General features: G+C 64.7%; 19 protein-coding genes and 1 tRNA gene. 10 read left to right on the top strand and 10 right to left on the bottom strand.

What is annotated here, in order from left to right:
- Positions 1-418: 418 nt before the first annotated feature.
- Positions 419-1819, top strand: a complete 1401-nt coding sequence (locus tag FYC77_RS09225; RefSeq protein WP_149081205.1) for a cryptochrome/photolyase family protein — start codon at positions 419-421, stop codon at positions 1817-1819.
- Between the two features lie 44 nt (positions 1820-1863).
- Here FYC77_RS09225 and FYC77_RS09220 read toward each other — a convergent pair whose 3' ends face one another.
- Positions 1864-2910: an NAD(P)/FAD-dependent oxidoreductase gene (locus tag FYC77_RS09220; protein WP_149081204.1), complete on the bottom strand. Its 1047-nt coding sequence runs from the start codon at positions 2908-2910 to the stop codon at positions 1864-1866.
- 735 nt (positions 2911-3645) lie between these two features.
- On the opposite strand from FYC77_RS09220, the gene FYC77_RS09215 reads away from it, so the two are divergent.
- Both FYC77_RS09215 and FYC77_RS09210 read left to right on the top strand, forming a co-directional pair.
- Positions 3646-3837, top strand: a complete 192-nt coding sequence (locus FYC77_RS09215) for a hypothetical protein (protein WP_149081203.1) — start codon at positions 3646-3648, stop codon at positions 3835-3837.
- 327 nt (positions 3838-4164) lie between these two features.
- Positions 4165-4689, top strand: a complete 525-nt coding sequence (locus FYC77_RS09210; RefSeq protein ID WP_149081202.1) for a PadR family transcriptional regulator — start codon at positions 4165-4167, stop codon at positions 4687-4689.
- Positions 4690-4825: 136 nt separating this feature from the next.
- On the opposite strand, the gene FYC77_RS09205 is transcribed toward FYC77_RS09210, so the two are convergent.
- The 3 genes from FYC77_RS09205 to pyrH all read right to left on the bottom strand — a co-directional run bounded on the left by FYC77_RS09205 (position 4826) and on the right by pyrH (position 9205).
- Positions 4826-6661, bottom strand: a complete 1836-nt coding sequence (locus FYC77_RS09205) for a site-2 protease family protein (RefSeq protein ID WP_149081201.1) — start codon at positions 6659-6661, stop codon at positions 4826-4828.
- 76 nt (positions 6662-6737) lie between these two features.
- Complete coding sequence (gene lysS / locus FYC77_RS09200) at positions 6738-8483, bottom strand: lysine--tRNA ligase (protein ID WP_149081200.1); 1746 nt, start codon at positions 8481-8483, stop codon at positions 6738-6740.
- Positions 8480-9205 (bottom strand): UMP kinase, encoded by a 726-nt coding sequence (pyrH, locus tag FYC77_RS09195; RefSeq protein ID WP_149081199.1) that lies wholly within the window; start codon positions 9203-9205, stop codon positions 8480-8482. Before pyrH ends, lysS begins: the two co-directional genes overlap by 4 nt.
- A gap of 176 nt (positions 9206-9381) precedes the next feature.
- On the opposite strand from pyrH, the gene FYC77_RS09190 reads away from it, so the two are divergent.
- The 3 genes from FYC77_RS09190 (at position 9382) to FYC77_RS09180 (ending at position 12046) form a co-directional block, all read left to right on the top strand.
- Complete coding sequence (locus FYC77_RS09190; RefSeq protein ID WP_149081198.1) at positions 9382-10227, top strand: molybdopterin synthase; 846 nt, start codon at positions 9382-9384, stop codon at positions 10225-10227.
- Between the two features lie 249 nt (positions 10228-10476).
- A complete protein-coding gene (locus FYC77_RS09185; RefSeq protein ID WP_149081197.1) occupies positions 10477-10722 on the top strand; it encodes a DUF7123 family protein in 246 nt (81 codons plus the stop codon).
- A 169-nt stretch (positions 10723-10891) separates the two neighbouring features.
- On the top strand, positions 10892-12046 hold the full coding sequence (locus FYC77_RS09180; RefSeq protein ID WP_149081217.1) for a site-2 protease family protein: 1155 nt from the start codon (positions 10892-10894) through the stop codon (positions 12044-12046).
- Positions 12047-12098: 52 nt separating this feature from the next.
- Here FYC77_RS09180 and thiL read toward each other — a convergent pair whose 3' ends face one another.
- Entirely contained in the window at positions 12099-13013 is a 915-nt protein-coding gene (thiL, locus tag FYC77_RS09175) for a thiamine-phosphate kinase (RefSeq protein ID WP_149081196.1), read from the bottom strand.
- 158 nt (positions 13014-13171) lie between these two features.
- On the opposite strand from thiL, the gene FYC77_RS09170 reads away from it, so the two are divergent.
- The 3 genes from FYC77_RS09170 to FYC77_RS09160 all read left to right on the top strand — a co-directional run bounded on the left by FYC77_RS09170 (position 13172) and on the right by FYC77_RS09160 (position 14671).
- On the top strand, positions 13172-13627 hold the full coding sequence (locus FYC77_RS09170; RefSeq protein WP_149081195.1) for a 30S ribosomal protein S19e: 456 nt from the start codon (positions 13172-13174) through the stop codon (positions 13625-13627).
- Positions 13628-13730: 103 nt separating this feature from the next.
- The gene (locus FYC77_RS09165; RefSeq protein ID WP_149081194.1) at positions 13731-14081 is read left to right on the top strand and encodes a DNA-binding protein; all 351 of its coding nucleotides are present in this window, start codon (positions 13731-13733) and stop codon (positions 14079-14081) included.
- Positions 14081-14671: a DUF7411 family protein gene (locus tag FYC77_RS09160; RefSeq protein WP_149081193.1), complete on the top strand. Its 591-nt coding sequence runs from the start codon at positions 14081-14083 to the stop codon at positions 14669-14671. The genes FYC77_RS09165 and FYC77_RS09160 overlap by 1 nt, the downstream gene beginning before the upstream one ends.
- A gap of 46 nt (positions 14672-14717) precedes the next feature.
- Here the strand turns inward: FYC77_RS09160 and FYC77_RS09155 are convergent, their stop codons facing one another.
- Positions 14718-15866: an MFS transporter gene (locus tag FYC77_RS09155; RefSeq protein ID WP_202911800.1), complete on the bottom strand. Its 1149-nt coding sequence runs from the start codon at positions 15864-15866 to the stop codon at positions 14718-14720.
- Between the two features lie 558 nt (positions 15867-16424).
- Between FYC77_RS09155 and FYC77_RS09150 the strand changes: the two genes are divergently transcribed.
- Entirely contained in the window at positions 16425-17033 is a 609-nt protein-coding gene (locus FYC77_RS09150; protein ID WP_149081192.1) for a hypothetical protein, read from the top strand.
- A gap of 184 nt (positions 17034-17217) precedes the next feature.
- Here the strand turns inward: FYC77_RS09150 and FYC77_RS09145 are convergent.
- The 4 genes from FYC77_RS09145 to FYC77_RS09130 all read right to left on the bottom strand — a co-directional run bounded on the left by FYC77_RS09145 (position 17218) and on the right by FYC77_RS09130 (position 19762).
- A tRNA-Ser gene (locus FYC77_RS09145) sits at positions 17218-17298 on the bottom strand.
- A gap of 27 nt (positions 17299-17325) precedes the next feature.
- The gene (locus FYC77_RS09140; RefSeq protein WP_149081191.1) at positions 17326-17598 is read right to left on the bottom strand and encodes a hypothetical protein; all 273 of its coding nucleotides are present in this window, start codon (positions 17596-17598) and stop codon (positions 17326-17328) included.
- Positions 17599-17611: 13 nt separating this feature from the next.
- Complete coding sequence (locus tag FYC77_RS09135) at positions 17612-17992, bottom strand: Rid family detoxifying hydrolase (protein WP_149081190.1); 381 nt, start codon at positions 17990-17992, stop codon at positions 17612-17614.
- 78 nt (positions 17993-18070) lie between these two features.
- Positions 18071-19762, bottom strand: a complete 1692-nt coding sequence (locus FYC77_RS09130; RefSeq protein ID WP_149081189.1) for a bifunctional N(6)-L-threonylcarbamoyladenine synthase/serine/threonine protein kinase — start codon at positions 19760-19762, stop codon at positions 18071-18073.
- Positions 19763-19774 lie beyond the last annotated feature (12 nt).

The following is a 19774-nucleotide window of genomic DNA, read 5'->3' as shown; positions in this document are numbered from 1 at the left end:
CTCACCTCAGATTTACTGTAGAAGTTAGTAGAGTTGCTTGTTAACACTGACCGTGTCAAGTTTTCTGTGGCACCCTCTCACGTCCAAGTTAGGTGCGACGTGGGATTAAGGGCGCCGCCAAACCACGTACGAACGGTCCGAAATCGTGAGATTCTCCCCGATTCGAACGGCTCCAGCGTTCGGACGAGCGCGGTGGACGACGCCCTCGAGTGAATCGCCCGCACGAGTGCAACGCATAGCCGACGTCGAGGCGCTGATCTCGCGACCAACGATGTCCATGTAGGGTAAACCACTAACACTCGAGCGGGCAAACGCCCGCCATGCGCCCACCAATTCGCCTGGACAGGTTCGGATTTCGGCCCTACCTAACCCACAAAATCGCGACGACGAGCACCACCCGCGACGACGTCACACTTCGATGATCGTCCACTGGCACCGTCGGGACCTCCGGGCCACCGACAACCGGTCGCTCGAGGCCGCGGCGTCGACGGAACCCGTCCTGCCCGTCTTCGTCTTCGACCCCGAGATACTCGAGTTCGCCTCGCCGCCCAGGGTTACGTTCATGCTCGAGTCGCTCTCGGAGCTCCGAGCGTGGTATCGCGAACGCGGCGGCGACCTCCTGATCGCCACCGGCGACCCACGGGACGAACTGCCACGGATCGCCCGCGAACACGACGCGGACCGCGTGGTATGGAACCGGGACTACTCCGGGCTCGCGCGCAAGCGAGACGACGCGGTTCGAGTAGCACTTACCGACGCCGGACTCGAGGCCGAGTCGTACGACGACGCGCTTCTCTTCGAACCCGGCTCGATCACCACCCAGGACGGCGAGACGTACGCCGTCTACTCGTACTTCTGGCGCAAGTGGCGCGACCGCGAGAAAGAGACCGCCTACCCGGAACCGAACGGTGATCAGCTAGCGGACGTCTCGGGGGATTCCCTCCCGTCGCTCGCCGATCTCGGCTTCGCCGACCCCGAAGCGGCCGTCCCCGACGGCGGAATGGGTGCCGCCCACCGCCGGCTCGAGACGTTCTGTGACGGCCCCATCTATCGGTACGCGGACCAGCGGGACGAGCCCGCGGCCGACGCGACCTCCGGACTGTCGGCACATCTCAAATTTGGGACCATCGGCATCCGGGCGGTGTACGAGGCCCTCGAGCGCGCGGCGGCCGATGCCCCGGACGAAGCGGCCGCCGACTCCTGCGAGGAGTTCGCCTCACAGCTCGCCTGGCGGGAGTTTTACGCACACGTCCTCACGGCGAACCCCGAGACCGTCACCGAGAACTACCGGTCGTACGAGCACCCGATCGAGTGGCGAACCGACCCCGACGCGCTGCAGGCGTGGAAAGACGGCGAAACGGGGTATCCGATCGTCGACGCCGGCATGCGCCAGCTTCGATCCGAGGCGATCGTCCACAACCGCGTGCGGATGCTCGTCGCTTCTTTCCTGACGAAAGACCTGCTGCTCGACTGGCGCGAGGGGTACGCCTGGTTCCGCGAGAAACTCGCTGACCACGACACCGCAAACGACGTGGGCGGCTGGCAGTGGGCTGCCGGTACCGGAACCGACGCCCAGCCGTACTTTCGGGTGTTCAACCCGATGACCCAGGGCGAGCGCTACGACCCCGACGCCGAGTACATCCGAGAACACGTTCCGGAACTCGAGGACGCGCCACCCGACGCGATCCACGACTGGCCCAACCTGGATTCGGAGGAGCGAGCCGAGGTCGCGCCGGAGTACCCGGCCCCGATCGTCGACCACGCCGAGCGCCGGGAGGCGGCCATCGAGATGTTCGAAGCGGCCCGCGGCGACGACTGACTTGACCAGCGGATACGTCGTTGGCCCGGTCCGTCCAACCCTCGTCAACTGCGTCCGGAACTCGAGCGAGCGAGCCGCTCGCCGGTCTCGAGGCCGTTTCGGAGCGCGGCGTGGAGTCGGCCCTCGCCGGCGACCCAATCGCCCAGACAGTACAGCCCCGCACGCTCGGCCGCCTCGAGTGCGCCGCGGTCGACGCCGCCGTCCGGCTGTGCGTATCGCCACCCCTGGTGGTCGGTCCAGGCCGGCTCCTCGAGGCGGTCGTCGCCGACGACGTCGGCGGTGAGCCGTGCGAGTTTCGCGACGTTCCCGGCCGGATCCTCGTCGTAGCGGTCGACCGACCAGTGGTCGTTCGCCTGCACGATCAGGACCGACTCGCCGTCGGGGACGTGTCCAGGTTTGCACTCCTCGCGGGCGATCCAGCCGATCTCGTGGCGCTTGTCGGTGTTGACGAGCGCGTAGTAGGGCACCTCGAGTTCGAACTCGTAGCCGAGGACGGCGGTCCAGATAGTCCGATACTCGACCGACTCGGCGGCTGCGACGAGCGCGTCTCGAGCGTCGCCGTCCCAGTCGGCGTCGCACAACAGTTGGGCCGTCTGCGGAGCCGGCGGATTACAGAGGAGTTCGTCGTACGGCCCCCATCGCCCGCCGTCGGCGTCGGTCAGCCGCCACCGGTTACCGTCGCGACTGATTCCCGCAACCTCGGTTCGACGATTGACCGTCGCGTCCGTCGCCTCGAACAGCCGCTTTGCGATCTGCGTGATACCCGTTCGGTACGTCCACTTTCGTTCGGTGCTCGACCTCCCTTCCGCGACGGTGCCGTCCTCGTCGAAGACGTGTATCGGCTCGTCGATCTCGGCGAGTCCGTCCGTCTCGAGCTCTTCGGTGACGAGCGAGACCACTCGCTCGTCGTCGTCTTTCAGGTAGTTCGCCCCGTAATCGTAGTACCGACCGTCGCGACGCCGCGTCGCCGCCCGCCCGCAGACGCCGCCGGATTTCTCGAGTACCGTACACTGGGCATCTGGCGCGTGTTGGTCGATGGCATACGTCGCCGCGGCACTCGCCGCCCCGGCACCGATGATTCCGATCTCCATACGCCTCGTAGGATCCGACGGAACAACTGTCTGTGGAACCTCGCGACGTCGACCCGGTACGTGTATCCTGGCCGACGAGGTGTACGTGTATCCCGGCCGATGAGGAGCCTCTCCGAACGATCCGAGAACCGCAATAATTATTCTGCGCTCCCAGAAAGATGTTGTTGCATTGAACAGCGGCTCGAGGCCGATCGCATTCGTGTAAGCGGTCGAGGCGATCGGTCGGCCGGCCGGCTGTGGACGTCTCGACGGAGGCAGTCTCTCCGCGATCGACTGTTTCCGCGTGGCGTTACGCTTTCGGCCACTGGTATGCGTGCCCCAACCGCAAGCGGCGCAGTTCTCGGTATCGATCGTCGGAGCCTCGAGTGGTCCGTGATCATGCCGAGAGAACGACGCCCGGATTCGGTGGGCCACCCACGCCAGTGAGATTTCGGACTAGTTTTCGGGGGCGTCGACCGCCGAGACGGGTCACTGTGACCCACGTTCGACGACGATCCAGTTACCGCTGCATTCGCCGGTAGTCGGTATCGCTGGTACTCGTCGGTGATCGGCGGATCTACCGAAGCTATCCGGCCGTTGGGGGACGGAGGTCCAGCGCGTCGATCGCCTGTCGTCGAGCCCCACACCAATGCAACATACGTTACGAGCCGACTCGAATCGTTTCGAAACCGTTTGCTGTCGTCTGTCGTCGAACGCCGCGGCGTTGAGTGCCAGTACTGCCGCGTCGATCCTGACGTGGACCGTCCCGTTCACCTCGATGGGTTGGGCCGCGACGGCCTCGAGTTCTGGTTCGGTCTCCCGGTCGACGGTCTCGAGGGGCGATTCCGGCTGAACGTCAGCGACGGATGCGGCGCTGTCAGCCGGTTCGGGGGAGCCAGACGAGGTCCCGAGACCGGGGGCCGCAAGCGACGTAACGGGCAATACTGAGAGAGCTATTGCCAATACTAATCTCTGTCAGATATTCATACCTCGAGAAATCAGATTAGGGATGTAATATTTTCTATCCAATCATAACACCCATAATAAAAGGTGGTGGTGATTACTTCGGTCCGACATTCGATGGAAGTGCAGTCGAGAAGCCGACGTACTGGTCGATTCGTTCGACGGCGGTGGCGAGACGACAAACGGTGTGTGACCGGGACAACGGGAAGTGACTCCACTCACCACGTCGACGCCCTCTCCGTACCACTTCCAACCAAAATCGTCCGGAGTGACCGAAACCCTTTACGTACGTCCGTTTAAATCACGCCACACATGCGGAAAAGTGGGCCGCCGAAGGGGCTGATCGCCTATCTCGTCCTCGAGTTGCTCGAGGAGAGGCCGCGGTACGGCTACGAGATCTTGAAGGAGATCACGGATATCAGCGGCGGTCACTGGGAGCCCTCGTATGGATCGGTCTACCCCATCCTCTACAAGTTCGAGGAGAAAGGGTGGGCAGAGCGGATCGAACGCGAGGACGAACCCGACCGGAAGTACTTCGAACTGACCGACGCCGGCCGCGAGGAACTCGAGGAGCGCCGGGACCGGGGCGCGGCGAAGGCCCGGGAGTTCGGCGACATAATTCTCGGGTTCTTCCACGTCTACGCGACGTTCGCGACCGACGATCGGTTCGAGATTCCCGACCGCGAGGGTGAGTGGCAATTCGACGAGACGTTCAGCGCCTGGATCGTCGAACAGGTGGCTCGCCACCACGAGCGCTACTTCGACACCGAGTTCGAGCGACTCGAGGAGACGCCCACGGAGTTCTACGATCGACACGGCGTCGACGACGAGGAGTAGTCTCGGGACGCCTCGACCACGGCAGTTCGGCTATCACTCGAGAGGTCCGTCGGCGACGCATACGGTGCTGTCCGTCAGTACCGCCGCGCTAGGGTCCGTTCTCCGGGAGCGGCGGGACACAGGGACAGCATCCGTATCAGCCCGCGAGCAGCCCTGGCGCGAACAGCATCGTCAGGAAGCTCACGAGCATCGCCACGCCGACGGTCGTCGTCACGACGCGAACCATTCCGCGAGTCGCCTCGAACGGGAGTCGCGAGACGACTGCTTCAGTGCTCGTCCGGAGGATGTGCCCGCCGTCGAGCGGGAACGCCGGAATGCAGTTGAAAAAGCCGAGCTGGACGTTGATCCAACCGGTCCAGAACAGCAGGTTCGCGATCACGAAGATCGTCCCGTCGCCGAGTGCCGAAAGCGGCCCTTGGACCTCGTAGAAGTTCTCGATGCCGCCGGTGAAGCCGGCGAAGTTGAACGGCAACGCCCCGACGACGCCGATGATCGGGAGCATCACCGCGATGCCGATCTTCCCGAGGAACGAATCCGTGATCGCGCCGAAGCCGTCCTCGCCGTCGCCGCCGAGTACCGATAGATACGATTCTGCGGGGTACAACTCGAGCCCGAGCGGCGACACCGACGCGCCCGAGACGCCGGGTGCGCTGTGGAATCCGACCGTTCCCCCACCGGTGATCTGACTGCGGTCGCCGAGCGTGATGTCGTACTCGGCGCGTTCGCCGTCGACGTAGGCCGTGACGGTGACCTCGTCGCCGGGGTCGGTCGTCGACAGCAGGTCGTTCAGCGACTCCTCCGACGGCGTCCGTTCGCCGTCGAGGTGCGTGATGACGAACTGCTCGCCGCCGGAGGCACCACCCTGGGAGAGTGGACCGCCTTCGGCGACCTGGGCGAGCGAACCGATCGGCACCTCACGCTCGTCGGTCTCGCCGTCGGAGACGACGGTGAGCGTCGCAGTCTGGTCTTCGCCGACGGCCGCGAGGAACTCGTCCTCGGTCGCCACTTGCGTTCCGTCGACGGCGACGATCACGTCGCCGGTGTCGAGGTCGACCGCGTCGGTTTGGACGGCCGCGGAGACGATCAACGACCGCTCGACCTCGACCGTTCGTTCGCCATCGAGTTCGACCGTGATCGTATCCTCACCGGCGGTCTCGAGGCGTTCCCCGAGCTCGTCGTTGTCCTCGACGGGGTGCCCGTCGACGGCGGTGATCCGGTCGCCCGGCTCGATACCGGCGTCGGCACCGGTCGACTCCGGTTCGACGCCGCCGACCGCCGCACCCGGGGCCACGGCCATCGCTCCGGCGATCGGGCCGAACAGCAAAGCGAAGACGACGATCGTAATCGCGAAGTTGTTCGTCACGCCGGCCGCGAACATCCGCGTCTGGCCCCCTCGAGAGGCGTCCTTGTTGCTCTCCTGGTCGGGCTCGACGAACGCGCCGATCGGGATAATCGCGAGCATCACGACGCCCATCGACTCGATGTCGATGTCCTCGACCCGACAGAGTAAGCCGTGGCCGCCCTCGTGAACGACGAGGCCGACCAGCAGGCCGAAGACGATGCCGGGCGTCGCCGACAGCGGGAGGAAGTCGTTGACGCCGGGGATGACGAGGACGTTTCGGGGCTGTTGAACGGCGGTCGACGGCTGGGGGGAACCGAGCGCAGCGATCGCAGCGAGCAGGAGGAAGCCGAACATCGCGACCATGACGACCAGCGCGATGCCGATCCCGAGGTTCGCCCAGGCCCGCCAGAATCGCTTTGGCGTCGCCAGCCAGTCAAGGAACTCGCGGCCGCGTTTGGTGTGAAACGTCAGGATCGGTCCCTGCGTGCCGACGAACTCCGGCATGAGGCCGGCGTTGCGGATCGTGATGATCAGAAACCAGTAAATTAAGAGACCGATGAGTGCCCACGTGAGCATCTCCGATCCGAAGAGTTCGGGGACCGATACGAACGCGAGGGAACCGATGACCATCTATCGGTATTCGGGGAGGGGTTCTCAAATGGTTTTTGTCTGGCGGCCTGGCGTGAGGACGGATCGCCGATCCGTCTTACCGGTCGCGCCGAAGTCGGTCGACGACGAACTCGCGGTCGACTTTCGCGAGGAAGGGACCCAGCTTCGGCCCCTGTTCCTCGTCGAAGAACAGCCGGTAGCCCGCGGCGAAGAAGTCGCCGACGTCGACATCGTTGCGTTTCGCCGTCTCGTAGATCTCGCCCTGTAGTTCCTCGGGGTCGATCGTCTCCGCCGTCGCGACGAACTCGGCCAGTTCCGAAAGCGCCGCCGTCGTGGCCGCGTCGAACTCGTGGTCGGGTATCTCGCTTCGTTTGAGTTCGTAGTCGAACTCGTTTCCGGTCCGACGAGCCCAGTTTCGCGCACGCTCGACGCGGGCGAGCGCGGCGTCGACCGCCCACTCCGGTGCGTTCTCGGGAATGTGCCCTTCCTTGCGGGCGACCTCCTCGCGAAGCGCCGGATCGTCGAACATCCCGAGGACGGCGGCGAACGTGTACGGCAGTCGAATGCGTTCTTCGCGCACCTCGGCGTCCTCCTCGAGAACGAGCGGATACACCCGCTCGGCGAACTCGCGTTCGTCCTCGGTCCCTTCGAGTTCGCCGAAGTAGATCGCTTCGAAGCGGTCGAACTCGTCGACTAACTGGTCGAGGCGTTCGATGCTGAAATCGCGTGCCCTCGAGGGATCTTTCGCGAAGAAGTATCGCAGGACCTCGGGCTCGAGCAACTCGAGGACGTCCGAGACGAGGATCACGTTCCCTTCGGAGGAAGAAAACGGCTCGCCATCCAGGGTGAACCACTCGTAGACCATCGGGACGGGCGGCTCAATCCCGAGGACGTTGCGGGCGACGTCTTGCCCGCTGGGCCACGAGCCCTCGGCGTGGTCCTTGCCGAAGGGTTCGAAGTCGACGCCGAGTATCTGCCACTGGGCCGGCCACTCGAAGCGCCAGGGGAGTTTCCCCTCCCGCAGCGTCGCCGCCCCCTCGTGGCCACAGCCGTCGATCGTCCGGTCGCCGGCGTCCATGTCGGTACAGCGATAGTCGACCGTTCCGGCCTCGCCGGCGTCCAGATCGACGCTCGTGACGGTCTCCGTGATCTTCCCACACTCCGCACAGATCGGGTTGAACGGGACGTAGTCGCCGTCGGCGTCGACTTTGTCCTGGTAGCTCGAGAGAACCTCGCGCGCCCGTGATCGATTCTCGAGGACGTACCGCGTGACGTCCTCGAACTCGCCGCGTTCGTACAGGTCGGTGTTCGAGACGAGTTCGATCGGGACGTCGACGGCGTCGGCGCTGTCCTGGATGATATTTGAAAAGTGGTCGCCGTAGGAGTCACAGCAGCCGAACGGGTCGGGAATGTCGGTGTACGGCGCGCCGAGGTTGCGACCGAGCGCGCCCGCGTCGACGTCCCCGAGGTCGACGAGATTTCCCTCGAGGTCACAGAGCGTCCGCGGCAGCTTCCGCAGCGGGTCGCGGTCGTCGGCGGTAAACACCTGTCGGACCTCGTGGCCGCGCTCGCGCAGGACTCGTGCCACGTAGTAGCCCCGCATGATCTCGTTGACGTTGCCGAGGTGTGGAACGCCGGACGGCGAGATGCCGCCTTTGACGACGATCGGCTCCTCGGGGTCGCGGACGCCGCGCTCGAGTTGATCCTCGACGCGGGCCTCGACGCGGTCCGCGACGGCGTCGGCCCAGAAGGCGTGGTGTTCGTCGTCGGCCGACTGGAGCGTGTACGGGTTCGCGTCGTCGCTCGCCCCGTTCGCTCCGCCGACGGATGACTCGTCGCTCATCGTTCCTGTTCCGCCCAGTAGGTCGGCTCCTCGCCGACGCCTTCCGGGATCACGTCGGTTCCGTCGTGGTCGCCGTACCGGACCGCCCGCGAGATGCGGTCGGGGTCGGTTCCGTCGAGAACGATCGTCCGCATGCCCGAACGCTGGATGATCTTGGCGGCAAGCAAGTCGACGGGCGCGGACGCGCCCGCGTTCATCTCGAGACCGGCGATGACGTCGACGAGTTCGGCGGCGCTGAGCTGGTCGTACTTGGTCGCCTCGTCGGTTTCGTTGGGGTCGTCGCTGTAGACACCGGGGACGCTGGTCGCATAGACGAGCAGGTCCGCATCGACGTACTCCGCGAGCGCGGCGCCGACGGCGTCGGTCGTCTGGGCGGGCGCGACGCCGCCCATGACCGAGACGTTCCCGCTGCGAAGCGCCTCACCCGCTTCCTCGTAATCGAGTGCCGGCGCGGTGACAGACTCTTCGCCGAGTGCGGCGATGAGGAGACGAGCGTTGAGTCGAGTGACGTCGATGCCGAGCTGATCGAGTTCGATCTCGTTCGCGCCGAGGTCGCGAGCAGCACCGATGTACTCGCGGGCGACGCCGCCACCCCCGACGACGGCGCCGACGCGACAGCCGTCGGCGACGAGGTTTTCGACGACGGCCGCGTGTTCGGCCACCCGATCCGAGCCGGGTTCGGGCACGAGTACGCTTCCGCCGATAGAGACGACCACTTTCATGCTAATCCGGTGTAACCGGGTTGCAATCTTAAGGGTTGCCAACTGGCGGGCGAGCGTGGCTGGCACACACGGTGCACGCGAGTGCACAACCGTCCGGGACCGTTTCACCGACGACCACGTCGCATTCTCACCATCCCAGCGACAGCTACAAAGTCCGACCCGCCCATATTTCGGACATGCACGTACTCGGCATTCGGAATCGAGGGGGCGACGGAACCGTAGACCAGGTCGTCGACCGGGTGGTCGATCAACTCGCCCAGCGCGGTCGGGTCGGCGTCGTCAGGTACGACGCGACGATCGCCGACGGAACGCACGTCCACGAATCGGCGACGGTCGGGGGCGACGTCACCTACGACCTCGGCGCCGACGGTGACTGGACCGCGACCGGGACCGGCATGTCCGTCGAGGACGCACTCGACCGACTGGTACCGGAGTGTAGGTACGCCGTCGTCGTCGGCGTCGAGAACCTGCAGTATCCAACCCTCGTCGTCGACGCTGAGTCGTCACCCGACGCCACAGCCGGTGAGGAGGCCGCCGACGACACGCTGTTGGCGACGGTCTCCTCTCCCCACGATATCGACGACGACGTCGTCGACGCGATCGAGGAAGCCGAGCCCTACGAGACGCTCGAGTCGCTCGTCGCGCGCGTCAAGCAGTCGCCGTCGGCAGATCTGGCCGGTGCGATCGCGACCTTCACGGGACGTGTGCGCGCGAAAGACGACGAAGACGACGCGCCGACGCAGTATCTCGAGTTCGAGAAGTACGAGGGCGTTGCAGACGAGCGCATGGCGTCGCTCGAGGCCGAACTCGAGGAACGCGACGGCGTCCTCGCTGTGGAACTGTTCCACCGGACGGGCGTCGTCGAGGACGGCGAGGATATCGTCTTCGTCGTCGTCCTCGCGGGACACCGCACGGAGGCGTTCCGAACCGTCGAGGACGGAATCAACCGGCTGAAAGACGAGGTACCGCTGTTCAAAAAGGAGGTCACGGTCGAAGACGAGTTCTGGGTTCACGAACGATAGTCGGTTAATTTTCGAGGGTTGTAGTCGGATACAGCGACTGACACGGCGAGATGAGTGCATTATTGCCGTGAATGTTTGGGCGGCGATAATAGATTAGCGTTGGTTTTAAAATCTCTTGACGTCTCTAAACCGGCGATAAATTGCTTCATAAATCCGACTAAAGAGTTCGTTACCAGCCAGATTCTTGAACCCAATCGAAATTTCGCTAAGCGTCCTGCCTTTATAACATATCCCCGCCACAAGCGTTCGATGTCGATGAGTACGACAGCCCAACCCTCCACGGAAAGCAAGGAACGCCGCCTGACGAACTATCTGCGCGAACGCGTAGAAGACGGGGAGCTGTACTTCAAAGGCAAGTTCATCGCCGACGACGTCGGCATGTCCCCCAAAGAGATCGGTGCCCTGATGGTCAAACTCTCCGACTCCGCGACCGACCTCGAGATCGAGAAGTGGTCGTACACGAGCGCGACCACGTGGCGCGTCGAACACGCGTAGCTGTCCTGCCCGCCCCGAACGCTTCGGTCATTTCGCTGTGCCATGCCGAGGACGGCTCGCCACCCGGCAGGGTCGTCTACGTGCCGGCGCGTCACCAACGCCATCCGGCACGCTCCCACGATTTCGTTCGCAGTCGTTTTTTATACGAGCGGTGAGTGAACCACGGGTGATGGACGATGCCGATCCGTCCGAGTTTCGCGTGTCCCCGCGAGTCGACGCGCCCGAGGACGGGCCGCCACTCGAGCGAATCGAACCGGTGTTTACGGTCTACGAGACGCGCACCGAAGACGACCGCCTCGTCTACTACGGCGACCCGCTGGTTCCGCCCGAGCAGGTGACGCCCGAGCTGTGGTCGGTCTTTCAGGAGGCGGGCTACGAACTCCAGTTTACGACGCGCCACGGCGAGTTCGTCCTCGTCGGGAAACCGACGTCCGAATCCGACGGCGGTCTCCCGTGGACGAACGTGATACTCCTGTTTCTGACGGTGCTCTCGACGCTGTTTGCCGGCTCGCTGTGGTATCATATCGATCCGTTCGCCAATCCGACGGAGATGTGGCGTGCGTGGCCGTTTTCCGTTGCGATCCTCGGTGTGCTCGGCGTCCACGAGATGGGCCACTACGTGACGAGTCGCTACCACGACGTCGACGCCTCGTTGCCGTATTTCATCCCGGTCCCGACGCTCATCGGGACGATGGGGGCCGTGATCAAGATGAACGACCGGATGCCGGACCGAAAAGCGCTGTTCGACATCGGCGTCGCCGGTCCGCTTGCGGGACTGGTCGCGACGGTCGTCGTCACGGTCGTCGGCCTCCACTTGCCGCCGGTCACCGCGCCGGAGTCGGTCGTCCAAGATCCCAACGCGATCCAGATCCAGCTCGGCTATCCGCCGTTGCTCGAGATGCTCGCCGCGGCGTTCGACCAGCCGCTGTACCGCGACGATCCGGCTACCGCGGTGAACCCGGTCGTCATCGGCGGCTGGGTCGGGATGTTCGTCACGTTCCTCAACCTGATCCCGGTCGGCCAACTCGACGGCGGTCACATCCTGCGGGCGATGGCCGGCTCCTATCAGGAGACGATCGCGGCGCTCGTTCCGGGCGTCCTCTTCGGCCTGGCCGCGTACCTCTACTACGTCAGCGGCCACAGCATCAACTCGGTGCTCATCTGGGGGGTCTGGGGCGTGTTCACCGCCATCCTCGCCACGGTCGGGCCGGCCAAACCGATTCACGACGAGAGTCTCGGTGTCGGTCGGTTCCTGCTCGGTATCCTCACGTTCGCACTCGGCGTCCTCTGTTTCATGGCGGTCCCGATCGCCATCGTCGAGTAACGGGGGCTCGAGCCGGTTCGGAACCCCTCCAATTTGGTACTGTTCGAGTCGTTCAGCCGTGGGTGTAGCCGCGATCCTCGAGATCGTCGCCGTCGATCGTAATCCCGTCCCGCCGATCGACGACCGACCCGATCGACGTGACGGAAACGTCCGTCGCCGCCCGGACGTCGTCGATCGCGTCGGCCGGGACGGTCGCGACCAGTTCGAAGTCCTCGCCGAACGTCGTCGCACGCTCGAGGGCTCTCTCCGGTTTCGAGCACACGTCACGGACTGCGTCGTCGATCGGGATCGCCTCGGAGTCGATCGCGAACCCGCAGTCGCTCGCCTCCGCGAGTTGGTGTAGCGATCGGGCGAGCCCATCGCTCGAGTCCATCGCCGCTGTCGCCCGCGAGGCGAGCGCCAGGCCGGCCTCGATTCGCGGCACGAACCGGAACAACTCGTTGGCTTGCTCGAGCGCCCGATCGGCTTCTTCGGCCGGCGTCTCGTCCTCGCCCGCGCGTTCGAACAGGGTCAACGCGGCGGCGCTTCGCCCGAGTGTCCCCGTCACGCAGACGCGGTCGCCCGGTTGGGCCCCGCTCCGGAGAAGCGGCTCGTCCGTCCAACCGAACGCGGTCGTCGCGACGGTGAACTCCTCGTGTCCGTCCAGGTCGCCGCCGACGTACTCGGCACCGACGCGCTCGCAGACGTCGCTCGCGCCGCGAACGAACGCGAGTAACTCCTCGGGATCGAACTCGGGTGCGGCGTAGGCGGCGACGGCGGCCGTCGCCTCGGCCCCCATCGCGGCGACGTCCGACAGCGACGCGCCGACGGCTCGCCAGCCGGCCGTATACCGCGTCGTTCCCGGCGGAAAGTCCGTCCGCTCGTGGAGCATATCCGTCGTCACCACGAGGTCGTCGACGACGGCGGCGTCGTCGCCGACTGGCTCGAGTTCGCGGTCTAAAAGCGCCAGTGCGGCGCGTTCGTCCATACCCCGCGTTTCGACTCGAGGACGAAAAACGGTCCGGGACGCCCCGACTCGAGCCGCCGTCGGTTCGTTGGATCGACGTCCCGCCGCCCGTTCCGACCGGGCAGCTCTTCGGCTCCGATACGATGCTCTTAAATGCCGCGGAAGGGAACCAAACGCCAATGGCTACGATGTACGACGTTCCGGCGGACGACCTCATCGAGGCGGTCGCCGACGATCTCGAGGAACGGCTCAACGAACCCGACTGGGCACAGTTCGTAAAGACTGGTGTCGACCGCGAACTCCCACCCGAACAGGAGGACTTCTGGGCGGTCCGCGCCGCGAGTCTCCTGCGCAAGGTCGCCGACCGCGGTCCCGTCGGCGTCGAACGACTCTCGACTGAGTACGGCGGCGGCAAGGGCGGCTCCAACCGGTACCAGGTCGCACCCGACAAGCGCGTCGACGGCTCGCGTAACCTGATTCGTACCATCCTCCAGCAACTCGAGGAGGAAGATCTCGTCGAGACCGCCGACGGCGAAGGTCGCCGAATCACCCCCGAGGGACGCAGCCTCCTCGACGACACCGCCGGGACCGTCCTCGAAGAACTCGATCGGCCGGAACTCGAGCGCTACGCGTAACTGGTCGCCCGGATTCGATTTTCGACGCGCTTCCCCGGCAAGCGTCGTCACCGGTGAGTGTGGTCCGTAATCATTTTCCCCGCTGCCAAACAATCCAGTACGTATGAGCGGAGAACCCGACGAGGAGCGACTCGAGGAGCTCCGACAGAAGAAAATGGAGCAGCTACAGGAGCAAGCCGACTCCGGCGAGGCAAGCGCCGGTCAAGAGGCTGCCCAGCAACAGGCCGAGGCGCAAAAACAGGCGCTGTTGCGCCAGCATCTGACCGACGACGCTCGCAAACGGCTCAACACCGTCAAGATGAGCAAACCGCAGTTCGGCGAGCAGGTCGAACAACAGGTGCTCGCCCTCGCCCGGAGCGGGCGCATCCAGGGGAAGGTCGACGACGACAAAATGAAACAGCTGTTGAAGGAGCTAAAACCGGACTCCAAGAGCTTCGACATCAAGCGGCGCTGATGGAGCTCGGACTCCTCTACAGCGGTGGTAAGGACTCGACGCTCGCCGCGCTCCTCCTCGAGGATTTCTACGACGTCACGCTCGTCACGGCACAGTTCGGCATCAGCGAGGACTGGAAACACGCCCGCTCGAGCGCCGAGACGATCGGATTCCCGTTCGAACGTCTCGACCTCGACCCCGACGTCGCCCACGACGCCGTCGATCGGATCCGAGCGGACGGATTTCCGCGAAACGGGATCCAGTTGGTCCACAAACACGCCCTCGAGCGGGCCGCACGCGATGGATTCGACGTGATCGCCGACGGAACCAGACGGGACGATCGGGTGCCAACGGTTTCGCGGGCACAGGCCCAGAGCCTCGAGGACCGCCACGACGTCGAGTACGTCGCCCCGCTGTCCGGGTTCGGTCGAACGGCTGTCGATCGGCTCGTTGAAGCCCACCTCGAGGTGATCGCGGGTCCGAGCGAGGAGATCGAACGAGCGGATTACGAGGCCGAACTCCGGGAGATTATTGCCGCCGAGGACGGCCCGGATACGGTCGCGGAGCTCTTTCCGGACCACGACCAGACGTACGTGACCGGCAGGCGCTGAACTCGGCGGTCGCGGCGTCGAACACCGTAGACGTGTCTGCCGACGATTACGCCCGTCGGTCGCTCGAGCGGGCCCACGTGAGGAGAACCACGCCGAAGAGTGCGACCGTGAGCAGGGCTGGGATCCACATCGCGACGCCGATGTTCGTCGCTTCGGCGACGACGCCGACGACGGCCGGAACGATCGCGATCCCGCCGTAGGTCGCCGCGGTAGTGAGTGCGCTCACGGGTCCGCTGTACTCCGGTGCGAGTTCGACGCCGTAGGCCGACAGCACGGGAAACAACGCGGACAGCAGCATGCCGGCACAGAAAACCGCCGCGAGCATGCCGACGTGTTTCCAGCCGACCACGACGGCTAACACTGGAACCGCGAGCCCGGTCGTCACCGTCAGCAATCGCAGATACGCCACCGACTCGATCAGTCTCGAGTAGGCGTACCGACCGGGGACGTACGCCAGCAGAAAGACCGACAGCGCCAGGTTCGCGGTCGTCCGGTCGAGAAACGTTCCCGCGTAATACGGTAGCCAGGTGAACAGCGTCCCTTCGATCCCGCCGACGATCGCCAACCCTACCATCGTTCCGGGGATTCCCGGTTTCGACAGCAGCCGAACGAGGGTCTCGCGTTCGAGTCGGCGTTCGTCCCACTCCGACGGCGACTCGAGCGCCCAGACGGCGGCGACGATCGGGAGTATCGACAGGCCCAGCAAGACGTACGTGGCTTGCCAGTCGCCGACCAGTACCACGGCGCTCGCGATCACCGGGCCGGAGACGGCACCGACGGCCCACGCGAGCGCGTAGAGGGCGAACACACGCCCGATCCGTTCGGGATAGAGATGACTCAACAGCGGCCGGTCGATCGCCCGAAACACGCCGGCGGCTGCTCCCTGAACCAGCAGGGCGAACAGAAACACGGTATACACCGGTGCGACGGCGACCGCCAACAGCGACAGCGCCATCGCTGCCGATCCGAGGAGGAGGACGTGACGCGCGTCGAGCCGTCCCGCGATCAGTCCAACGAGGACGATGGCTGCGACGAAGCCGACGGTTCCTGCTGGCGCGACCAGTCCCAGTAACGACTCCGAGACGCCGAACGTCGATTCGAAGTTCGGGAGTAACGCACCCCGTATCTGCAGGGCCATCGCGTCGCCGGCGACGAAACAGAACGCGACACCCAGCCAGAGTCGTCGTCGTTTCACACCCGTTCGTTCGATTCCGACTATCTATATCTCGCGACTTTCTTCGGGTCTCTGGAGTCGTGACCGGACGTGCAATCGCGGCGGTTCGATCCGCGAAGAAATCGTCCTCTAGCCGATCGACAAGCGAGTCTTTCTCGGCTTCTCTTCGCCACGATCGGCGTCTCGGACGGAGTCTGTACCAGTGATACGGACTGCTGTCAGTCATTTCCGGTGCAACTGCGACACGTACTGCGGTTGTGCCGGTATATCGGTACAGCAATCCGTACGCGCCGGTGAATCGACGGATAGGTCGTGGTTTCGCTGGTACTGATTTACACGAGACTGCCCCAGAAAGACCGTTGTACTGGTTACTTGGTAGAATCGGCGGTCTAAAACGACTGTTCTGGAAACGACGCCCAACGGTTCCTGTCAGCTTCCGTCTGTCTCGTCGCCCAGAAACAGTCCGACCGGTAGGAGTTTCGTTAAAATCGGTACCTCATTGATAACAAAACGTGGGATGAACGAAGCTGTCGGTACTCGCCAGTTCGACGGTGACGCCGTCGTGCTGGAGGGATATCCATGACAGACGACGATCGAATCTCACGACGTGCGGCCATCAAAGGTATCGCAGTTAGCGGAGCACTCGTCGGTGGCACCGCCGTTGGTGCGACGACAGTCAGTGCTGGAGAGAAAAAAGACCGGAAATGCAAGAAAGGAAAGCACCGAGACAAGAAGTACGACGGGAAGGGCAAGCGGAAACACGAAAAGAAAGACAAGAAAGGAAAGCGTCGAGATAAGAAGTACGACGAGAAGGGCAAGCGGAAAGGCAAGAAGGGGAAGAAAGGCAAGCGGAAAGGCAAGAAGGGGAAGAAAGGCAAGAAGAAACACGGACAACACGTGCCGGTTGACAAGGTCAAAGGGCGCGTGGCGTTCAACCCCGAGGATACCGATCCCAAAAACGACAGGGCGCAGTTCTACATCCACCACGGGTTGGATACCGACCTGACGTTCACCTACAAAGTTGCCGGGACTCGCAGGAAGGGAACGATCACAGTCGAGAACGATCTCGCCACGGCCGAAACCTTCTGGGTCAAGGCCCGCAACGGGGACGCGAGGGTTACAGTGTACTACCGAGGAACGCGCGTCGGCGGAGCCTCGAGCGACGCGCCACCCGTCTGCGGGGACTAACGGGTCTCCGTACACCGTTCCAACAGCCTTCTCGAGCCCCACTCGGTAGGGACCGGCCGCTCACGGACTTTTTTCGCGCTGACGATGCCGGTCACGGCAGCCAGGACTGGGATTTGTGGCGTTTTCGGGACCTCGAATCGCTCGCGTCGCCACGCAGCGCTCGTCGGTATCAAAATCGCGAAAACGCCAGGACTGGGATTTGAACCCAGAATCCCAAAGGGAACACGCTTTCCAGGCGTGCGCCTTACCGTTCGGCCATCCTGGCTCGGGTGAACCTAGCCACGTCCGTCGTTTAACTCTTACTTTTACCGTCGCTGCCGTGTGACTCGGTTTCACTCCTCGCACGTCGCGCCGACCAGGTCGCGATCCGATACTCCACGGTGTACGCACAGCCGGCTGTCACGAGACCGACCAGAATCGCCACGGCGGCTCCCTGGACGATCGTCACGAGCGGCGAGACGAGGAGGGCGTAGCCCTGGACGAGGACCAGAAACGCCATGAAGCCGACGGCTCCCCACAGCAGCGCCGAGCTCACTCGTCGCGACGGGGTCCGGAGTTCGAACATGCGCGGTCGTCGATCACTCGAGCGAGGCGATCGCCTCGATCTCGACGTCGACGCCTTTCGGGAGCGCGGCGACCTCGACCGCGCTTCGGGCCGGCGGCTCGTCGTCGAAGTAGCCGGCGTAGGTCTCGTTCATCGCCTCGAAGTCGTCGATGTCCTCGAGCATGACGGTTACTTTGAGGACGTCTCCCGCGCTCGCTCCCGCCTCCTCGAGGACGGCCAGGAGGTTGTCGAGTGCCTGTTCGGTCTGGGTTTCGATGGACTCCTCGTCGAGGAGGTCCCCGTCGGGCGTGAGGGGGATCTGTCCGGCGGTGAACAGGAGCGAGTCGTCGGTCGTCGCCTGACTGTACGCGCCGACGGCCGCCGGCGCCTCGTCCGTTTCGATGATTCGTTTCATGGGAAAGCGAACGGCCCGCCCCATCTTAAAAGCGGCCGGAAACCGGTTGGATCGCCAATGTCGTTTTCGGCGGGGCGATTACGGTTCGTCGACGACGTACCGGCCTCTCTCCTCGACGTCTCGCAGGCGCTCGAGTACGCCCTCGTCGCCGGCTTCGCGGTACCCCTCGCGGACCGCGTCACGCAGTGGCTCGGGGTCGTCTGCGGTCCCGACGAGACTCTGATCGAAGACGTGTAGGTCCATCGCGTAGTCCTCGACGTGGTCGGTGTGATAGCCCAGACCGAAATCGATGAGGTACGTCCGCTCGTCGGTCGTACGCACGTTTCTCGTCGTCGGATCACCGTGGACGATACCCGCCCGGTGGAGTGTTGCGAGGTGACGGCCGACGTCTCGAACGCGCTCTTCGGACAGAGTGTCCCGCAGGTCCGCGTCGCCGACGTACTCGAACTCGAGTCGTGCCTCGAGCGGGTCGACGTCGGCGAGGACCGGCGTTGGAACTCCCTCCCGGCGAGCGAGACTCGTCAGGCGCGCCTCGAGCGTGGTGCGCTCGCGCCGGAGGCGCTCGTCGAGTTGGGGGTGGCGGTAGCTCTTCGCTCGACGTCGCTTTCGCACCTGGCCCGCTTCGGGCTCGAGGTCGACGACGGCTTCCGCGCCCCGGACGCGCGTTTCGGACGCTGGCTGTCCGTCGTCGGAGCTAGCGGAATCGGATGCCGGTTCGCGCCACGTCACCGGGACCTGATCGGGTCGGAAGTTCGGATCGACGCGCGAGTCCTCGAGTGCGAGTGTGTCGCCGACTTCGTCCATCTTCGCGCCGAGGACGGCGATCATACCGGCGTTGTCCCGGAGAAATCGGGGTTCGGGCGCGTGAAACGCGGCTCCGCGCTGGTCGCACATCTCGGCGAGCATCTCGCGCAGGCGGGCGTTCTGTCCGACGCCGCCGCCGAGGACGAGTTCGTCGCTCCCGGTCAGCGAGAGCGCCCGCTCTGAAACCTCCGTGAGCATCCCGAAGACGTTCTCCTGGAGGGAGTAACAGACGTCTTCGACCGGAACGCCCCCGCCGGGCGAGTCCGACGGGCCTGCGCTCACGTCGTTCTCTGAGCCGCCGTCGTAGGCCTGCTTTGCGGCCGACATGATCCCCGAAAAGGAGAAGTCCATCCCCTTGACGACGTACGGTAGATCGACGTACTCGCCGTCTTCGGCCGCCGCCTCGACTTTCGGTCCGCCGGGGTGACTCCAGCCGACGTGGCGGGTGAACTTGTCGATCGCGTTGCCGACGCCGGTGTCCATCGTCTCGCCGAGGACGCGGTAGCGGCCGTTACGGTAGGCGAGGAGGTGTGCGTTCGCTCCGCTGGCGTTCAGACAGACCGGATCGTCGAAGTCGGCGGTGTGACGGCCGATCTCGAGGTGAGCGACCATGTGGTTGACGCCCACCAGGGGAACGTCGAGCGTCTGGGCGAGTGCCCGCGCCGCGGTGCCGACGATGCGCAAACACGGACCGAGGCCGGGGCCCCGGGAGAAGGCGACGGCGTCGACCGGGGGGTCGTCGGCCGGGCCATCGTCGCTCTTGCGGGCGTGCTCGAGCGCTCGCCCGACGACGCGGGGGATCGCGTCGTGCATGTGTTCGGCGGCCTCGCGGGGGTGAATGCCGCCGCTGTCGGGCTGGTAGGCGTCGGTTTCGATGAAAACGTCGTCGGAGTCGGAATCGTAGACGGCCGCGCTGGCCGCCCAGGCGGTGCCTTCGATCCCGAGTACTCGGCTGGTGTCGCTCACGGCTCGAGTCGG

The organism is Natrialba swarupiae, assembly GCF_008245225.1.
Taxonomy (GTDB): Archaea; Halobacteriota; Halobacteria; order Halobacteriales; family Natrialbaceae; genus Natrarchaeobius; species Natrarchaeobius swarupiae.
The sequence above is the reverse complement of the archived record's forward strand: the minus strand, read 5'-3'. Positions and strand labels throughout refer to the sequence as shown.

What these genes read in the sequence shown, in the direction of transcription:
- FYC77_RS09225 (WP_149081205.1), top strand. Translation starts at nt 419, where the DNA reads ATGATCGTCCACTGGCACCGTCGGGACCTCCGGGCCACCGACAACCGG.
- FYC77_RS09220 (WP_149081204.1), bottom strand. Translation starts at nt 2,910, where the DNA reads ATGGAGATCGGAATCATCGGTGCCGGGGCGGCGAGTGCCGCGGCGACG.
- FYC77_RS09210 (WP_149081202.1), top strand. Translation starts at nt 4,165, where the DNA reads ATGCGGAAAAGTGGGCCGCCGAAGGGGCTGATCGCCTATCTCGTCCTC.
- FYC77_RS09205 (WP_149081201.1), bottom strand. Translation starts at nt 6,661, where the DNA reads ATGGTCATCGGTTCCCTCGCGTTCGTATCGGTCCCCGAACTCTTCGGA.
- lysS (WP_149081200.1), bottom strand. Translation starts at nt 8,483, where the DNA reads ATGAGCGACGAGTCATCCGTCGGCGGAGCGAACGGGGCGAGCGACGAC.
- pyrH (WP_149081199.1), bottom strand. Translation starts at nt 9,205, where the DNA reads ATGAAAGTGGTCGTCTCTATCGGCGGAAGCGTACTCGTGCCCGAACCC.
- FYC77_RS09190 (WP_149081198.1), top strand. Translation starts at nt 9,382, where the DNA reads ATGCACGTACTCGGCATTCGGAATCGAGGGGGCGACGGAACCGTAGAC.
- FYC77_RS09185 (WP_149081197.1), top strand. Translation starts at nt 10,477, where the DNA reads ATGTCGATGAGTACGACAGCCCAACCCTCCACGGAAAGCAAGGAACGC.
- FYC77_RS09180 (WP_149081217.1), top strand. Translation starts at nt 10,892, where the DNA reads ATGGACGATGCCGATCCGTCCGAGTTTCGCGTGTCCCCGCGAGTCGAC.
- thiL (WP_149081196.1), bottom strand. Translation starts at nt 13,013, where the DNA reads ATGGACGAACGCGCCGCACTGGCGCTTTTAGACCGCGAACTCGAGCCA.
- FYC77_RS09170 (WP_149081195.1), top strand. Translation starts at nt 13,172, where the DNA reads ATGGCTACGATGTACGACGTTCCGGCGGACGACCTCATCGAGGCGGTC.
- FYC77_RS09165 (WP_149081194.1), top strand. Translation starts at nt 13,731, where the DNA reads ATGAGCGGAGAACCCGACGAGGAGCGACTCGAGGAGCTCCGACAGAAG.
- FYC77_RS09160 (WP_149081193.1), top strand. Translation starts at nt 14,081, where the DNA reads ATGGAGCTCGGACTCCTCTACAGCGGTGGTAAGGACTCGACGCTCGCC.
- FYC77_RS09150 (WP_149081192.1), top strand. Translation starts at nt 16,425, where the DNA reads ATGACAGACGACGATCGAATCTCACGACGTGCGGCCATCAAAGGTATC.
- FYC77_RS09140 (WP_149081191.1), bottom strand. Translation starts at nt 17,598, where the DNA reads ATGTTCGAACTCCGGACCCCGTCGCGACGAGTGAGCTCGGCGCTGCTG.
- FYC77_RS09135 (WP_149081190.1), bottom strand. Translation starts at nt 17,992, where the DNA reads ATGAAACGAATCATCGAAACGGACGAGGCGCCGGCGGCCGTCGGCGCG.